The following is an 18626-nucleotide window of genomic DNA, read 5'->3' as shown; positions in this document are numbered from 1 at the left end:
ACAAGTTTTCAGTCATTTTTTCAGGAAACAGATAGCATCCTGCTTCTCCGGATCTGCCGACACACATGCATGAGCACCTGTAACAGCAGGAACATCGATCAGTTTTATTATATCGCTGAAACTATCGTATTCAGGAAGGACATCTGAGAATGAATTTGCTGATCTCTCAAAGAACCTCTCATTGAACTGAGATTCAGGCTCGTCAGGATACAAAGGCAGGTAGATGATCTCTTCCTCGACAAGATCCAGGAAGAAATGGGTACCATAGGAAACATCAGGCCTGTGCTCGGTGGTCTGCCTTGCTACCTCGATGAGCACGGACGTGTTTCGTATCTCCGAATATGTCACGTTGACACCAAGTTCAAGGTTACTGCTACCCCACCTTCCAGGTCCCATGAGGATGAACTCCTCCCCCTCTTTACCCAGCTTTTCGTTCAGATGACCGATTATCCTTCCAAGGGATTGCTTCTTTTCAAAATCAATATCTGTAGAATATATAACAGGATCCACATAGACGATATAACGGATATCAGGAACAACCCCTCCGCAAATGGTCTTTGAAGACTTGAACAATATTTCATCCGAACTAAGGTCAGCAGGCACTGAAAGTGATTCCACCTTTCCGGGGATCTTCATCGGCCTGCACTGGAGGATGTTAAGCTTGATGTTGTTCGACTTGCCGATAAATGCAGTGAATTCCACATCCACAGGCTGACCATATGCTTTTTCGATGGTCTGGATGGCATTACCGATGATCTCAACGAACTTTGTTTTGGATATCAGATTATTGAAAGTAAGTACAGGCTTCCCATCGGAGGCTGATATGAAGTTTGTGACAGGGTCCCTGAGATAGTCATCCTTCAGTAGAGAAGTATACATTCTCAGCCTGGGATAATCAAAATCCTTAAGCAATGTGGAAACGGGAACCGTCCTAAACTCGTTCCTTTCAAGGTCCAGCAGGTCCACCTCTATCTGGGAATACCTGGCGATCTGGCGACCCCTCTCAGGCCTCAGTTGGGGATGGCTTACCGAGACGATACGTGGATAATCCCGATCAACACGGTCCACGGCCCGCGTACCAAGTCCGAACACCAGACGTATCATACCTTTGTTCGGATCGATCTGCTCACTCCAGGCAAATAGGTTCCTGGAGAATGTCACACCTGCCAGAGCCGGGAAGAAGTAGTTCTTGTAGTGAGTACCTGATACACGCTGTACAAGGATTGCCATCTGCTCATCAGTATTATCAAGGCCATGTACCTTGCGGTAGATCAGCGCATCCGGATCAAGAGCACTGGCATAGACCAGTTTGACGGCTTCCAGGAAAGCAGCCAGTCTTTCCTCAGGGTCTCCCTGGTTCGTGCAGAACTCGCTCCGGTACTTTCCTGCAAATGCATTGCCGAAATTGTCTTCCAGCAGGCTGCTTGACCTGACGATTATAGGAGCCTGACCGAAATAATCCAGCATACTGCGGAACTGCTCCATAATATCAGCAGGGAATGTTCCCTCAAGGAAACGTTGTTCGACCTCCCGGAACTCCTCCTTTGAGAGCCGGTAGCCATTTGAAAGGTCGATCTTCAGACGAAAGAGGTCGTTGTTGATGAGGAATGTAAAGAAAACATCGGAACCGATGTAGAATGAATCATGAGGCTCCATGATCTTTGCGAACTCGCCAGTGTCATCTTCCTTGAGAACAATGTTCCTTGAAAGCAACATTCCGACACTTTTGCCACCGATCATCCCGGAACCGATGATCCTTTCCCTGATATAGAGCAGGTCATCGATATCGAAATATTTCTCGGCGAGTTCCCTGAACCGTGGCCTGTCACCTATGATCATACGGCATAGTTCACTTTTGAGCGCCATCATTTCCTGCAGAGGGATCTTACCTTCCTCATAGAGCATTTGATACTGCAACGCCTTGCTATAGATCGTGTCCCAGGGAGCTATGCTGCTTACCCCCGGATCCAATATGTGGCGGTCTTTCCCTCCGGAGACTGATGCCGCTTCTCCGCTGTTGAACAATGGGACCCACTCGTCCTCCTGCATGAGATGGGGGAGGAACATCTGGCTTGAATAACGGCCATACACCTTTAGCGGATGGATGTATGCATTGCCTTCCACATGGTAGAAGTTCAGGAGCAACTGCGTGGTCTCCCTTATAGCTGCTACCGCCTGATGGCCATGCCTTCCTTTTGTAAGTGCAAAATACGTTACCGTGTCAAGCTCATAAAGATAGGGACATGTGGCCTTAAAGAAATTCGCAAGCAATTCGTCTGTTGCCCATTCAACAACCAGTGTTGAAAGGTTATCGAATACGTAGAATACCTCACGACCATAGCTCTCAATGATCCTGTGGACCTCAGTACTGAAATAATCAAAACCCTTTGCGGGATCGACTTCGACGATATCCAACCCCTTAGTTGGTTCCAGGATCAGCCTGTGGGGAGCAAATCTGATATAGACACACCTGTGCCCCTCTTCTATCGCATTGTCCATGAACTTCTCTGCAAAGAAGATGTAATCCTCAAGGTCGTCAACCTGCCAGACAACGTTGTCACCATACCATAGGTTCTGAAGCAGTTCGTCGAGTCCCTCTAATCCGCTGCTCGCTATTCTTTTATCCATTATAGTACCCGGAAAAATATTTCTGAGTACTGCAATAAGTAATTTTCTATCAGGAGGGGCTTGCCCATAAAGTCCTCTTGACCACAAACTACGCTACTTGACCACAAAGTAGTACGTTTGACCATAAAGTCAAATTTTGACTATAAATTCTCTCTGTCATATGTGCGGCAACAGTTTATGGATTGAACTATTCATTTAGTCCGAAAAAATCGTATTTTTGACCGAAAATTCATGTTATTATTGTTATTCAGTGGTTTCATTGCCTGTCAACATCAATCCAGTTTGGTGGATGAGGGATTAGTCTAAAACGGATTTCAACTTGGGAAATCATTGCCACATTTGAAGGTATATACTCTCCATCTAAGGACTGGATTTTTAGGTAAACAGCATAATTCTGGGTTTAATCAATAAATCCTCTTAAAAAGAATACTACCCATAACAGAAAACAGCATACTGCCAAAAGGTTGTACTCTATTTTTTCTATTGCTGCAAAATAACCTTCCAAACCACCAAGGATAGCAAGGACTCCAAAATAAACAAGAGTATCCATACTGGTAAAGTCTCCCGATATGATCGAACTCAAATTGAAATAGAGGTAAAATCCGATAACAGGTATCACTCCAATCATAACGGATCCGATCTTATTCCTTGTAATCAACCATGTATAATAGGAGCTAGTGCCAGAAGAAATAATCCCAAAGTCTCAATCAGAAACGTCAATGGGCTACCAATTATTATTTTTAATGCATCTTTAAAATACAATACTCCAGTTGTAGCAATGATTATTACTGAAGATATTATGATTGGAATTACTAAATTTTTGATGTTCATTAATTACTCCCACGATGGAATTTCTTCTTTGAAATGGATTTTTCTTTACATATGCAAAATTATATTCTGTAATATAAAAAATAATTGGTATGTTTCGTTACATTAAATGTAGAAAATCCTCCGCATATTGATATTCATAAATGAAAATTGCAACAGCTGTAGCCCTGTTTTTATGACGTGACTGAAAATCCACATTTTTGTCCGAAAAATGATTCAAATAGATGCAAAGTTGTTGACGTTTTCCCATGGAGATTACCTAGCCAGGATCACAGCCAGTTGACAAAGGTCCGTTAGCTCCCACTCTTATATTCTACATTTTTTAAGCAAATACGGATATTGGTTCACCATCTATATTCACACAGTTAACATTTTTGCCCGATGTATTTATCTACTTCTAATTGAAATATATTGCCGATGTTGGGGAGTTGTAATAGATGCAAATGAAATCATGTCACATATTTTACATTGCAATGACAATTGGTTTTTTGACTATGGCCACAGGTAGTGCTGCGGCAGATACGATTATTGTCGGCGATAGTGGGACTGTAGATTATACTACCATACAGGCAGCCATCGACGCTGCAAATAATGGTGATACGATCTTTGTTTATCCTGGGAAGTATTCAGAAAACGTTGATGTAAACAAAGAGTTAGCAATAGTTGCGGAATCTGGAAATCCAGATGATACGGCTGTTCAAGCCGCAGACTCAAATGATTCTGTATTTCATGTGACTGCAAATAACGTAACAATCAGCGGATTTAACATAACAGGTGCCAATAGCACTGAAAAAAACAGTCCTGCCTATGGAATATATCTTGATGGAGTTCCTGTATTTGTTCCCGTAAAGGATACTGAGGTCCAAGGTTGTATTATTACTAACAACCGATTGTTCAACAATAGCATAGGTGTCTTTTTGGAGGGATCCAGCAATAATGTACTGAGTAATAATACTGCGTCAGGCAACCGTATCGCCATCTTTTTGTCGAGTTCCAACAACAGCGAACTGAGTAATAATGCTGTACTGAACAATGAAGGAGGCATCCTTATGTATGGAGGCTCTAATAACACATTTAACAATAACAACATTTCGAACAACGGGATTGCTATTGTTTTGCACTTTTATAGCAACGACAATACGTTTATCAATAACAGAGCTTCGGACAACGAACATGGTATCTACATTAGAGAAGCCTCAAATCTCACACTTATAAATAACACTGCAAACTTCAACAAACGTGACGGTATCTACCTTGATTCTTCTCATTACAACGTGCTGGAAGGCAACACAGCAAATTCAAACGGTGAACATGGAATCTATCTTAATGATTTTTCCTGGGGCAATTATCTGGGAAACAACACTGCTTCGAATAATGAGCACGGAATCCTGTTGTATTATTACAGCGACCATAACTCATTGATCAATAATACTGCAAATTCGAACGAACAATATGGCATCTATCTGAATGAAACCAGCAACAACAGCATCGAGGGAAACACTGCAAACTCGAACAAAGTACATGGGATATACCTGAAGTCTTCCACATTCAACACCATTATTAATAATACTGCAAACTTGAACGACTATCACGGTATCAATCTCAATCAATCCAATAACAAAACTGTGAATACCGATATCGTAACACATGATTTCAAATATTGCAAGTTCCTTGAAGATTCCAGCAATAACAACACGGTGAGTGGAAATCATCTATTCGACAATGGAAAAGGTCTCGTTGCAAATGTTTCTGAAAATAACATTGGTATCAACTACATCAACGATAGGGGAATTACTGAGATGCCTTTTATCGGTTCCGTGCTGACAATGATCATGTTGGGAATCGCATTTATGTTTATAAGAAGAGAATGAGGTGTGTCGGGCTTAATTAAAAACTGTAGAGAAGGTGACAGTTAAAACAAGGGAGATTGGCGTTTTTTACTTTTTGTCCGAAAATTCATGCTGTTGTCCAATAAGTGTTCTATTTTTCAGACAAAGCGCAATATTGCAACTTTGTCCGAAAAATCAATTTGTCCGAAAAAACGTATTTTTGACCGAAAAATGATTCAAATAGATGCAAAGTTGTTGATGTTTTCCCATGGGGATCACCAAACCAGAATCATATCCAGTTGACAAAGATCCGTTAGCTCCCACTCTTATAGTCTACATTTTTTAAGCAAATGCGCTATTGGTTCAACATCTATACTCACACAGTTAACATATTTGTCCGATGTATTCATATACTTCCAACTAAAATATATTGTCAATATTGGGGAGTTGTTATAGATGCAAATGAGAATTAAGCAAGTTGTATTGGTTTGTTTGATTGTGGTTTTGTTATTGGTAGTAATCTCTACCCAAATACACGTTTTTCCTGAAGATGGTGTTGAAAATGACACGGGAGAAACCATGGATGAGGTCCACATAGATGAGCAGATGGGAGAAGAACTCGTGGATGAAAATTTATCCGAGCGTGGTATCGTGGTTGGGGATTGTTTTGGTGCCACATATTCTTTACGAAATGGGGATGTTATCAAGCTTTCCGATGACCATGAACTCACGGTAAAACATATCGATGGGATAAATGAAGAGGTACTGATAGAGTTATCGGAAAACGGTAGGGTGATTGATGATGAATATCTATCAGCTTCATTGGTGGATCCGACCTGGGATATTTGCGTTTCCAAGGAAAATGAATCATTGGTGTATAAAGCCAATTTAAAGTATATATTTCAGTATAACAAAAGCAATGTGGCTGTAGTTCACATTAGTTTCCCATCCCCGATTCCAGAAGAGGAAGTACCAAGATTGGAATCTCCTGAATATTACGTCATTTTAGATTGTGAAGAATGGGAATCTCCCATACCACCTTTTTGATACCTTGGAACTTGCCCTCAATATCACGCTTTGTCCGAATATTCATAATTTTGTCCGAAAATTCGTGCGGTTGTCCGATAAATACCCTATTTTTCGGACAAAGCAGCAATATTGATGAAATTTTAATATCGCACATTTACAACCAAGTAATGATTTTCTGTCCGTTTAATAGTCGGAAATAGCTTACCGACATGCGATTTGACCACAATGTAGGCAACTTGACTATAAAGTAAGGTAGTTGACCACAAAGTAAGGGACTTTATGGGCAAGCCCTATCAGGAGGAAGATTATAAGAAATAAAGAGGATGCTCAGGTCATGGAACAAAATACAAAATGTTATAATACATTCCAGTGAACGGATAGCAAACAATACTTTTATAACGGCTAACACGTTTTGTTGTCTAGATTGTGACAGAGTAATTGGTGATACTTCTATGAGCGAAAAGATCGACTACCGTGAACTTGGATTGAAATGCGGACTTGAGATCCATCAGCAACTGGACTCAAAAGAGAAACTTTTCTGTAAATGCCCTACTAAGATACGGGACACGGATGAGTCGAACTTTGAATTTTTCCGTTACCTGCGTCCCACTGCAAGTGAGATGGGAGAGACCGACAGGGCTGCGCTTGAGCAGACAAAGGTCAACAGGAAGTACATCTATAAGGCATACGACACCACCTGCCTTGTGGAGAACGATGAGGAACCACCGCGTGAACTAAACCAGGAATCACTTGATATCGCATTGTCCATTGCAAAACTGCTTCACATGATCCCGGTCGAGCAACTCCACGTCATGCGAAAGATCGTTGTGGACGGGTCAAACACCAGCGGATTCCAGAGAACTGCTTTCCTCGCCGGAGGCGGACACCTCGATACGTCCGAAGGACCCGTGGGCGTTGATGTCCTCTGTGTGGAAGAAGAAGCTGCACAGAAAATAGAGGATCAAGGCGATTCCATCATTTATTCCCTTGACAGGCTTGGTATACCACTGGTAGAGATCGGAACAGCACCTGACATAATCACACCGGCACATGCAAGAGAAACGGCTGCAAATATCGGAATGTTACTCCGTTCCACCGGAAAGGTGAAAAGGGGACTGGGTACCATCAGGCAGGATGTTAATATCTCCATTGCAGAAGGAGCACGTGTGGAGATCAAGGGTGTCCAGGCACTGGACCTTATAGAGACCATTGTTGAAAGGGAAGCTGAGAGACAGGTAAACCTGCTTGAGATACGCAGGTCCCTTCTGGAAAGGAGTGCAAGCGTCCATGATGAGATCTTTGACGTGACAGACCTTTTCAAGGGAACAGAATCAAAGGTCATAAAGAAAGCACTCAAGAAGGGAAAGGTACTGGCAGTCCTTCTGACCGGATTCGCAGGACATGTGGGCATGGAAGTACAGCCCGGAAGACGCCTAGGTACTGAATTCTCCGACCGTGCGAAGACCTCAGGCGTAGGCGGTATATTCCACACCGATGAACTACCCAATTATGGTATAACCGAAGAAGAGGTCGCATCATTGCGTGACTTCGTTGGTGCAAAGGAAGGCGATGCTGTCGTAATGGTAGCTGACAAGGAAAAACGTGCACGCGGTGCCATGGAAAGTGTACTGATCCGTGCACAGGAAGCCCTTGAGTTCGTTCCTGAAGAAACAAGGCGTGCACTTCCTGATGGTAACAGTGCATACATGAGACCGCTTCCGGGCGCATCAAGGATGTACCCTGAGACCGATGTCCCACAGGTAGAAATTGGAAAGGAGTATTTTGAGGCTATCGAGATCCCTGAACTTCTGACCGAGAGGGCAAAGAGGTTTAGCAAAGACTACGGACTCAACGAGGAACTTGCAGAAAAGATCGCATATTCACAACACCTCCCTCTCTTCGAGGAACTGATGGACAGTTTCAGCGATGACAAGACCGTTACTGCAACCCTTATCGTTACAACGATAACAGGACTTGTGCCTGAACTCAAGCGTGATGGCGTTGATGTTACCAACATCAATGATGAGCATTTCAAAGAGACCTTCGAGATAGTATCATCCGGTGATGTCGCCAAGGAAGGTATAGAACAGATCCTACGCCATGTTGCAAAGAAACCTAAGGCCAATATCAGGGACAGTCTGGAAGAACTCGGCCTGACAGCCATAGATACCTCCGAAATCGAGGCATTCATAGCAAAGGTAGTCTCCGAAAGGCAGGAATTTGTAGCAGAAAAAGGAATGGGAGCCGTTGGTCCACTCATGGGAGTTGTCATGGGAGAATTCCGCGGAAAAGTTGACGGAAAGGTACTTAGCGAACTCCTGAAACAAAAGATTAATGAGCAAATTAATACATAATGTCTTATAGATATTATGATTGGCGGAAGGAATTACACGGGGACATTGGTGTTAAAGATTGCATTGATCGCGTCACTTCTACTGATATCAGCTACTCTTGTTAGTGCTGTAACAGTAGAAGAGACAGAGCAACTTACCTTTGAGGTCAACCAGAGAGCGCCTGCATGGAGTCCGGACGGACAGCTCATTACTTATTCTTCAGAGCAGGCAATCTGGTTCATGAATGCTGACGGTTCTGAACAGACAAGGATCTATGATACCATTGCCTGGGAAGGAGAACCTTCTTTCAGCGCAGATGGGAAGTTCATCTATTTTGCTACGGAGCATGTCCAGCCATTCTCTTCCAACTTTGTCAGTATCCGCATGGTAGAGGTTGCGGAAAAGAGCAATAGCTTTCAGGTAGCAGATTCCACTACTGACAAGAGAGCTCCTGTTATGAGCCCTGACGGGACAAAGATAGCATATCTTTCAAAAGCTGCAGGAAACTATGACATCTGGGTAATGAACCCTGATGGCAGTAGCAACAGGCAGATTACAGATTCCAGTTCCGATGAGGGAGCTCCGGCATGGTCACCTGATGGTAAGGTGCTGGTGTATTCACTGGGAGGCAACATCTGGAAAGTTGGCATTGATGGCAGTGTTCCTGTTGTCCTCAGGGATGATGCTTTTGAGAACACACACCCGGTGTTCAGTCCGGATGGTACAAAGATAGCATTTGTATCGGACAGATCAGGGAATTTTGACCTGTGGGTAATGAACTCTGATAATTTGGGTATAGAGCAGATCACATTTGATAATTCCAGCCAGACGCATCCAGCCTGGAGCCCTGAAGGCGATAAACTCGCATTTGCATCCAATGAAGGCGGTGACTTCAATATCTGGACGATAACACTTTCAGATACCAACAGTCCAATAGAACTGGGGCAGGACAAGGAACTCATAGTTGAAGAAGAGAAATTAGATATCATAAAAGAAATTGAGGAATTTGTACTGGAATCACCACTAAGAACACTTGTAATACTGTTTGCAATGTCTGTAGTGACAATGTTATTCTTCCTAAGGAACTTCCTGAAAGGACTGGACTGACAGTCCTTTGATATTTCTTTTTTTATTATTATCTTATATTATCCTAGAATTATATAGACGAGAGTCCTTCAAATTACAGTTATTTCAAAATGCATAGAATCCATCGTAACGCTTATAGCCTATTCATGACATGTATTCGCAGGTTCGGATGATGTCTGCAGTAATAGGATTAGAAGATGGAACAATTTTAAAAGGTACTGGTTTTGGTGCCGAAGGTATCGTTTGCGGAGAACTTGTTTTTACTACCCAGTACACAGGATATGAGGAGTCACTCACCGACCCTTCATACGCTGGTCAGATATTAATGTTCACGTACCCTTTAATAGGGAATTATGGAGTCAATGATGAGACCTTCCAGTCCGACGGCGTAAAGGCCGAAGGGCTTGTTGTAAGGGAAGCCTGCCCTTCCCCAAGTCACCACCTGTCAACACGTAATATTTACAAATTGATGGAAGACGAAGGCAAGCCGGGAATCTCCGGAATTGACACACGTATGCTCACCATAGGTACCAGGGAACATGGTACCATGCGTGCTGCGCTGATAAACGGCAGCGACGATGGTGAGGAAGCTGTCAGGCTTGCAAGGGAACAGCCTGATATCTCAACCCTTGACCTTATCTCAAGGGTCACCTGCAAGGAACCTTACACAATAGAAAGTAAGGTCAAGACAGGTGATAAAAAACATGTTGTGCTCTTTGATCTTGGTATGAAGAAGAACATCTCAATAAGCCTCTTGAACAGGGGTGTTGATGTCACAGTAGTACCAGCCAGCACACCTACATCTGTGATCGAGGAATACAACCCTGACCTGCTTTTCCTTTCCAACGGTCCTGGAGATCCTCAGAACGCACAGAATGCTATCAATGTCGTAAAGGACCTGGCAGGAAGTATGCCTATCTCAGGTATCTGCCTTGGCCACCAGGTCATCTCAAGGGCACTTGGAGCAGATACATATAAACTTAAGTTTGGACACCGCGGAGCAAACCAGCCTGTAAAGGACCTGGAATCCGGAATTGTCCACATTACATCACAGAACCACGGTTTTGCTGTGGATGGAGACTCTTTTGACGGCACCGATGTGAATGTGACACAGATCAACACTAACGATAATACAGTAGAAGGTATCGAACACAACGATCTTGACATCTTCAGTGTCCAGTACCATCCGGAAGCCAATGCCGGACCAAGGGACACTGAAAAGATATTCTTTGGAAAGGTCATGAAGGCTATGGGAGGCAGGGTATAATGACAAAACGAACAGATATTAAGAAGATCCTGCTTATCGGTTCCGGACCGATCATGATCGGACAGGCTGCAGAATTCGATTTCTCAGGAAGCCAGGCCTGCAGGTCACTCAGGGAAGAAGGATATGAGGTCGTTCTCGTTAACTCCAACCCGGCAACCATCATGACAGACCCTGAAACAGCAGATGCGGTCTACATCGAGCCTATCGAGGCAAAGATCATTGCCAAGATCATCGAAAAGGAACGACCGGACGGGATCATTGCAGGTATTGGTGGTCAGACCGGACTGAACATCACAAGTGAACTTGCTGATATGGGAGTTTTCGAAAAGTTCAATGTCGAACTGCTTGGAACGTCCCTTGAAGCCATTAAGAACACCGAGGACCGTGAACTTTTCAAGCAGAAGATGTATGAAATCGGTGAGAAAGTGCCAAGAAGCGTGGCAGTCTCTTCACTGAAAGAAGCTGAAGCGCTCATTGATGAACTCGGACTTCCACTTATCATCCGACCTGCATACACCCTTGGTGGTGCCGGTGGCGGTATCGCATACACAAGAGAACAGCTCCTCGAGATCAGCGAAAGAGGACTTCGCCGAAGTAGGATCAACCAGGTCCTCATTGAAGAGAGTGTGCTCGGATGGAAGGAATTCGAATACGAAGTCATGCGTGACTCCAATGACACATGTATTGTCATCTGTAACATGGAGAACCTTGACCCAATGGGAGTACACACCGGTGAATCAATTGTGGTAACACCATCCCAGACACTGAACGATATTGAGCACCAGATGCTGAGAACAGCAGCTATCAAGATCATACGTGCTCTCGGAATCGAAGGTGGATGTAACATCCAGTTCGCTGCAAAAGATGGCGAATACAGGATCGTAGAGGTCAACCCACGTGTTTCAAGGTCATCGGCCCTTGCATCAAAAGCAACCGGTTACCCAATTGCCAGGGTAACAGCCAAGATCGCTATCGGCATGACACTGGACCAGATCCTTAACGATGTAACCAAGAAAACACCTGCTTCCTTTGAGCCTACAATCGACTACGTGGTAACAAAGATCCCGAGGTGGCCTTTCGACAAGTTCGTAACCGCTGACAAGACACTTACAACTGCCATGAAAAGTACCGGTGAGGTAATGTCCATAGGACGTACCATTGAAGAATCACTCCAGAAAGCGGTACGTTCCCTTGATATCGACATGAAGTTCGGAAGCAATACATGGGAAGAGGCAGAAGCCAGAACACTTCTGAAAACACCTACCAGTGAGAGGCTTTTCGTTATCTTCGATGCACTGAAGAACGGAATGAGCATTGAAGAGGTCTCAGAACTATCAGGCTATGATATATTCTTTGTAACTAAGATCAACAACATCGTCGAGATGGAGAACGATCTTGAGAACAAGATGTTCGCAGGTGAGCCGGACATTGACATGCTCCGGGCTGCCAAGCAGATGGGATTCACCGATGACAGGATCGCAGAGCTTACAGGCAAGACCCGTGAGGAGATCAATGACCTCCGCCGTGAGAACGTCAATACCACCTACAAGATGGTAGATACCTGTGCTGCGGAATTCGCTGCAGAGACACCTTACTATTATTCATGCTATGAGACCATGTGCGAAGACCAGCCAACAGACAGGAAGAAGATCCTGATCCTTGGTGCAGGTCCTATACGCATCGGTCAGGGTATCGAGTTCGATTATTGTACCGTCCATGCTGTCACAGCCATCCGTGAGGAAGGCCTTGAAGCACATATCATCAACAACAACCCTGAGACGGTATCAACTGACTACGATACATCCGACAAGCTGTTCTTCGAGCCTCTGACACTTGAGGACGTCATGAACATCATCGATCGTGAGAAACCATACGGTGTGCTTGTCCAGTTCGGTGGACAGACATCTGTGAACCTCGCAATGCCTCTTCAGAAGGAACTCGACCGCCGTGATGACATCGATACGATAATCCTCGGAACATTACCTGAGGATATCGATATGGCAGAGGACAGGGAGAAATTCAATGTAATGATGAGCAAGCTTGGCGTTGCACAGCCTGAAGCAGGTTATGCAACATCCCAGGAAGATGCTATTGCGATCGCAACACGCATCGGATATCCTGTACTTGTCAGGCCATCATACGTTCTCGGCGGACGTGCAATGGAGATCGTCTATGAGCAGGCCGATCTTGAACGTTACATGAGGGAAGCAGTTCGTGTATCCCCTGAACACCCGATCCTTATCGACGACTTCCTTGAGGGAGCTGTGGAGATCGATGTGGATGCTGTGTGTGACGGAAAGGACGTGCTTATCGGCGCTATTATGGAGCACATCGAAGAAGCAGGTGTTCACTCCGGTGACTCTGCATGTGTGATCCCACCATATTCACTCTCCGAGGAAACACTGGCAACAGTACGTGATTACACCCGCAAGATCGCACTTGCGCTCAACGTTAAGGGACTTATCAACATCCAGATGGCAGAGCAGAACGGCAAGGTCTATGTGCTTGAAGCAAATCCACGTTCCAGCCGAACAATACCATTCGTATCAAAGGCTGTGGGAGTTCCACTTGCCAAGATCGCTGCACAGGTCATTATCGGCCATACACTTGATGACCTTGGATATGCAAACCACGATGAGACACATGTGGAACACTACTCCGTCAAGGAAGTATTGCTCCCATTCGACAAACTGCCAGGTGCAGACCCTGTGCTCAGTCCTGAGATGAAGAGTACCGGAGAGGTCATGGGAATTGACTATGACTTCGGACGTGCTTTCTTCAAGGCACAGCTCAGCGCTGACAACATCCTGCCACTAAGCGGCTATGTCTTCCTGTCCATCAGGAGGAACGACAAGGAAGCCTTTGTTGAGACCGCACGCAAGCTGCAGGATGCAGGACTTAAGCTGATCGGTACCAAAGGAACTGTGAACTACCTTGCCGAGAAAGGCATCAACATGGAAGCAGTGATGAAAGTACACGAAGGCAGCCCGAACGTTATCGACATGATGCGCAGGGACGAGGTCGCACTGATCGTGAACACCCCAACAGGAAGGCAGTCACGAAAGGACGGATACCACATCCGCCGTGCAGCAGTGGATTTCAAGGTGCCGTACATCACCACCATCCAGGCAGCAAAGGCAGCAGCTGATGCAATTGTCTCCATGAAGAAGGGAGATCTTACTATCAAGTCCATCAATGACTATCACAAGGATATCATCAGGGACTAATTATCATAATACAGAGAAACGGAACGAATCAACATGTCAAAGAAAGTAGTACTTGCTTATTCCGGAGGACTGGACACATCTATTTGTATCCCGCTCCTCAAAGAAGAATACGGATATGATGAAGTCATAACAGTGGCAGTCGATGTAGGACAGCCAAAGGAAGATGTCACTCAGGCAGAAGAGAAGGCAAAGAAGATCAGTGACCTCCATTTCACACTTGATGTTCGCGAGGAGTTCGTGAACGACTACATCTTCCCTCTTATCAGGGCCAATGGAGACTACGAAGGCTATGTGATGGGAACATCCATCGCACGCCCACTCATCGCAAAAAAGGTCGTAGAGATCGCTGAGCAGGAAGGAGCTGTTGCACTGGCACACGGATGTACCGGTAAAGGCAACGACCAGCTTCGTTTCGAGGCAGTGTTCAGGCTCACTGACATGGATGTCATCGCACCAATGAGGGAGATGAACCTGACCCGTGAATGGGAGATCGAGTACGCAAAAGAACACGGCATTCCAGTAGGTGTCACAACTGCAAAGCCATGGAGCGTTGACGAGAACATCTGGAGCAGAAGCATCGAGGGTGGAAAGCTCGAAGACCCCGGATACATCCCACCTGAGGAGATCTACAAGTGGACAGCTTCACCAGAGGACTCACCTGATGCCCAGACCATCGTGATCGGTTTCGAGAACGGTGTGCCAGTCTCACTTGACGGTGAGAAGATGGGCGGTGTAGAGCTCATCGAAAAGCTCAACGTCATTGCAGGAACACACGGTGTCGGACGTACCGACATGATCGAAGACCGTGTCCTCGGACTCAAGGCACGTGAGAACTACGAGCACCCTGCAGCAACCGTACTCCTTGCAGCACACAGGGACCTCGAGAAACTCGTACTCACACGCTCTGAGCTCAAGTTCAAGGCAATGGTGGACGAACAGTGGTCCGAACTTGCATACTACGGTCTTGTGGACGAACCACTCTACGATGACCTTAATGCATTCATCGACAATACACAGACACGTGTAAACGGTACTGTCACCCTGAAACTGTACAAGGGAAGCCTTACCATACTTGCAAGAACATCACCTGCAGCACTCTACTCAGAGGAGCTTGTATCCTTTGATGGAACCACCATCGACCAGAAAGACGCCGAAGGATTTGCAAAATACCACGGATTCCAGGCACGCCTGTTCAGGAAATTCGTTGATCAAAACTAAGATTAATTACTCGTATGCGGTTGTCGCATACGAACTTCTTTTTTTACTGTTATTGATCTTGATTTGATTCAACTCGATCCTTAACGTCAGTTCTTTTTAATTAATATTATCAACTGTTACTGATTATACGTTACATAGTTCAAGTTGTCCTTCGAGATGATAGTAAGTGGAACGAGAATACAAACTAATCGAGCAGATCCCAACTGTTGAAGAATATCAAACACTTCGTGAAGCTGTTGGATGGAACAGAATAGCTGATCCAAAAGCAGTCGAGACCGGTTTGAACAACTCACTATTTTGTGTCTGTGTCGTTTTAGACAACAAAGTTATTGGATGTGGCAGGGTAATCGGAGACATGGGAATTTACTATTATGTCCAGGACATCATAGTTTTACCCGAATTCCAAGGGAAAGGTCTGGGCAAACAGATCATCGATACAATTATGGACTATCTAGAAGAACATGCTTCCCCCGGTACTTTTGTCGGATTAATGTCTGCAAAAGGTCTTTCCAGATTTTATGAGCGCTATGGATTCACAGAAAGACCATCTGAAGGACCAGGGATGTTCAGGATAATGTAAACACATATTACCAGAATTTAGTCGAAGTGATGCTGTGCTAAATGTCTTTTTTATCATGGATTCTCTTTTCCCTTCCGGAAACATTGTGCTAAATAATACAAAAAGCAGGAGATTGGAAAGAGCCAACCAATCCCCTTAACCCAGAATAACTTCATTCCTCAGGAAGTATGCTGAGATGGAAGGAACTGAGAAGACTTGTTTTCAGGAACATGTTTTATGTATGGCCCCAGGATCATATCCTTATAAGATTCTCCTGCTGGGACCTTCGGATACAGGATCTCTTCCCGATCTGTACAAACTTCCAGGAAACAAGGTCCTTCTGCATTCATGAATTCTTCAATGCTCTTTTTTAGATCATTTTTATTGCTTATCCTCTCTGCGTAAGTAAAGCCAAATGAACTTGCAATATCTGCAAAATTAACATCTTTTGGTCTTTGTGTCCCTATGCGAACACCTTCATATTCTGTGTCTTGCAAGTTCTGGACCATTCCATCGCTATTGTTGTTCAGCATAAGTATCTTGATCGGCAGTTCCAATGATGCAATGGTATGCAACTCTCCAAGATTCATTCGAAGGCTGCCGTCACCATCGATAGCCAGAACTCTTGAATAAGGGTTCGCATAATGGATACCGATCGCTGTGGGCAGGCAAAAACCCATTGTTCCAAAGGAGCCGGAAGTCATGAAAGACTTTGCCATTTGCATAGGAAGGTACTGTGCTGCAAGCATCTGGTGGTTGCCTACACCTGTAGCTATCTTTGTATTTTCATCAACATAATCTGCAAGATTTGCCATTACTTCGGCAGATTGCATACATTCAGATTCCCGATTGTGATCTAGTGGCCATGATCTTTTCAGGTACGCTGCACGCTTCTGCCACTCCTGAATATCGAGGCAGATTTTGTGATTCCTGGCATAGTTAAGCAGGTCATCGATAGCTGTTGCAGCATCTCCTATGAATGTGAATTTAGGTTCACGTTCGATCTTTATCTGATGCATTTTCTCAGGGTCAATATTGATATAGGCGATGTCAGCCCCGATTGCAAATCCTACCTTTTCCGCAACCCTGTCATCCCATCTAACACCGATCGCGAAAAAGAAATCGTTCTCCTGGATAAGCATGTTCGCATATGGTGTACCGAACATCCCCAGCATTCCCAGGTTCAGATCATCCCTTTCATCAACGGTGCCTTTTGCCATGAGTGTATTGACAGAAGGTATCCCGAAAAGGTCATTGAATTCCCTGATGGTCTGCTTTCCATGCTCTGAGTTCAGTCCACCTCCAAGATAGAGCAATGGTCTTTTGGAATTGAGGAGCAGTTTAAAAAAGTCCTCGCATTGTTTCTCACTCAGATGTCTGTCGTCATGATAACTATCCCTGAACTTTGTGACATCCATGTTCTGGTAACAATGGACCTTCTGCTGTTTGTCAAGAGGGAAATCTATGACAACAGGACCGGGTTTTCCAGATCTTGCAAAGTAATAGGCATCCTTGACTATGGATTCGATGTCATCATCGTTGGACAGTTGTATGACCTTCTTTGTTACATCTCCGAAAATACCTTTGACATTAATATGCTGAAAGGAATCGGTTCCTATCTTGTGCTCAGGGACCTGACCTGCAAATACAAGTAGAGGAATGCTATCACTATACGCATCAGCAACACTTGTAAGTGTATTAGTTATAGCAGGTCCGGATGTGACCATAGCTATGCCGACTTGATCGCTCGACCTTGAATAACCAGCTGCGCTAAATGCTGATGACTGCTCATTGGAATTAACAATTATCTCAATATCACTCTGTCTGAGAGCGTGAAACACTGGAAGTATTGCTGCTCCCGTATAACCAAAGATATGTTTGACACCAAGGTCTTCCAGGCATTTAATCAGAACTTCTGCTCCGTTCATTTCTTCCATATTTAAACTCCTTAGAAAGAAACCAAACTGGCATGAGGTACACTAATCAGTATAATAACCAAAAAACAACCACTTGAGCCAGAAAGTTTCTTTTTCTTGCTCAAGCTACTAAAGCTACCACTACTACAGATACAGGTAAATTGAATACATTGTAGTCAGTGATAGAATTTAGCATTGTAAAGCGAAATGGATTAGGTTTTATTTAAGATTTGCCGTAATCTATTTAGCAATCGACTATTTCTTTGATCAAATGCTCCTGCATAAATCATCATGATAATTCTCTGATTAAAGACGTTTACCTCAATGAGCTTCTTGCCAAATTTTACCCTTGTGTCCCTGATCTTCATAAGCATGGTATTGAGCAAACTTTGCCTTGATACTCGATACATTTTTATCGAACATCACTTAATGTGTATATTGTAAAATTTGCAACTAATGCAAGTTCAACCAACTTTAATAGGAGAAAATAATAATGGTAGCTGTAATTAACAGGGACGAATGTGTAGGATGCGGAGTATGTGTAGATGATTGCCCAGCTGAAGCAATTTCAATGGACGGCGACAACATCGCTGTAGTAGATGCTGACGCATGCACTGAATGTGGTATATGTGTGGACTCCTGTCCATCCGAAGCAATTTCAATGGAATAAGAAGGTTTATTCCATTTATTTTCTATTTTTTATATT

At 44.2% G+C, this 18626-nt stretch carries 13 protein-coding genes; 9 read left to right on the top strand and 4 right to left on the bottom strand.

Annotation, left to right across the window (positions count from 1 at the left end; genetic code table 11):
* Window positions 1-12 precede the first annotated feature (12 nt).
* From WOA13_RS00475 to WOA13_RS00465, 3 genes are all read right to left on the bottom strand, one after another.
* Entirely contained in the window at window positions 13-2628 is a 2616-nt protein-coding gene (locus tag WOA13_RS00475) for a PEP/pyruvate-binding domain-containing protein (protein WP_342126042.1), read from the bottom strand.
* A gap of 400 nt (window positions 2629-3028) precedes the next feature.
* Window positions 3029-3178: a hypothetical protein gene (locus tag WOA13_RS00470; protein WP_342126041.1), complete on the bottom strand. Its 150-nt coding sequence runs from the start codon at window positions 3176-3178 to the stop codon at window positions 3029-3031.
* A gap of 104 nt (window positions 3179-3282) precedes the next feature.
* Window positions 3283-3459, bottom strand: a complete 177-nt coding sequence (locus tag WOA13_RS00465; protein ID WP_342126040.1) for a hypothetical protein — start codon at window positions 3457-3459, stop codon at window positions 3283-3285.
* A 434-nt stretch (window positions 3460-3893) separates the two neighbouring features.
* On the opposite strand from WOA13_RS00465, the gene WOA13_RS00460 reads away from it, so the two are divergent.
* From WOA13_RS00460 to WOA13_RS00425, 8 genes are all read left to right on the top strand, one after another.
* The gene (locus WOA13_RS00460; RefSeq protein WP_342126039.1) at window positions 3894-5327 is read left to right on the top strand and encodes a right-handed parallel beta-helix repeat-containing protein; all 1434 of its coding nucleotides are present in this window, start codon (window positions 3894-3896) and stop codon (window positions 5325-5327) included.
* Between the two features lie 468 nt (window positions 5328-5795).
* The gene (locus WOA13_RS00455; RefSeq protein WP_342126038.1) at window positions 5796-6332 is read left to right on the top strand and encodes an S-layer protein domain-containing protein; all 537 of its coding nucleotides are present in this window, start codon (window positions 5796-5798) and stop codon (window positions 6330-6332) included.
* Between the two features lie 434 nt (window positions 6333-6766).
* Complete coding sequence (gatE, locus tag WOA13_RS00450; RefSeq protein WP_342126037.1) at window positions 6767-8668, top strand: Glu-tRNA(Gln) amidotransferase subunit GatE; 1902 nt, start codon at window positions 6767-6769, stop codon at window positions 8666-8668.
* A gap of 48 nt (window positions 8669-8716) precedes the next feature.
* Complete coding sequence (locus WOA13_RS00445; RefSeq protein WP_342126036.1) at window positions 8717-9754, top strand: TolB family protein; 1038 nt, start codon at window positions 8717-8719, stop codon at window positions 9752-9754.
* A 148-nt stretch (window positions 9755-9902) separates the two neighbouring features.
* Window positions 9903-11000, top strand: a complete 1098-nt coding sequence (gene carA / locus WOA13_RS00440; protein WP_342126035.1) for a glutamine-hydrolyzing carbamoyl-phosphate synthase small subunit — start codon at window positions 9903-9905, stop codon at window positions 10998-11000.
* Window positions 11000-14227, top strand: coding sequence for a carbamoyl-phosphate synthase large subunit (gene carB / locus WOA13_RS00435; protein WP_342126034.1), 3228 nt, complete (start codon window positions 11000-11002; stop codon window positions 14225-14227). Before carA ends, carB begins: the two co-directional genes overlap by 1 nt.
* A gap of 33 nt (window positions 14228-14260) precedes the next feature.
* Window positions 14261-15445 (top strand): argininosuccinate synthase, encoded by a 1185-nt coding sequence (locus WOA13_RS00430; protein WP_342126033.1) that lies wholly within the window; start codon window positions 14261-14263, stop codon window positions 15443-15445.
* 166 nt (window positions 15446-15611) lie between these two features.
* Complete coding sequence (locus tag WOA13_RS00425) at window positions 15612-16025, top strand: GNAT family N-acetyltransferase (protein ID WP_342126032.1); 414 nt, start codon at window positions 15612-15614, stop codon at window positions 16023-16025.
* Window positions 16026-16183: 158 nt separating this feature from the next.
* Here WOA13_RS00425 and WOA13_RS00420 read toward each other — a convergent pair whose 3' ends face one another.
* Entirely contained in the window at window positions 16184-17941 is a 1758-nt protein-coding gene (locus WOA13_RS00420; RefSeq protein ID WP_342126031.1) for a thiamine pyrophosphate-binding protein, read from the bottom strand.
* Between the two features lie 472 nt (window positions 17942-18413).
* Between WOA13_RS00420 and WOA13_RS00415 the strand changes: the two genes are divergently transcribed.
* Window positions 18414-18590, top strand: a complete 177-nt coding sequence (locus WOA13_RS00415; protein WP_048205522.1) for a 4Fe-4S binding protein — start codon at window positions 18414-18416, stop codon at window positions 18588-18590.
* The last annotated feature ends 36 nt before the right edge of the window (window positions 18591-18626 follow it).

It is taken from the genome of Methanococcoides sp. LMO-2 (assembly GCF_038432375.1).
Lineage (GTDB): Archaea > Halobacteriota > Methanosarcinia > Methanosarcinales > Methanosarcinaceae > Methanococcoides > Methanococcoides cohabitans.
The sequence above is the reverse complement of the archived record's forward strand: the minus strand, read 5'-3'. Positions and strand labels throughout refer to the sequence as shown.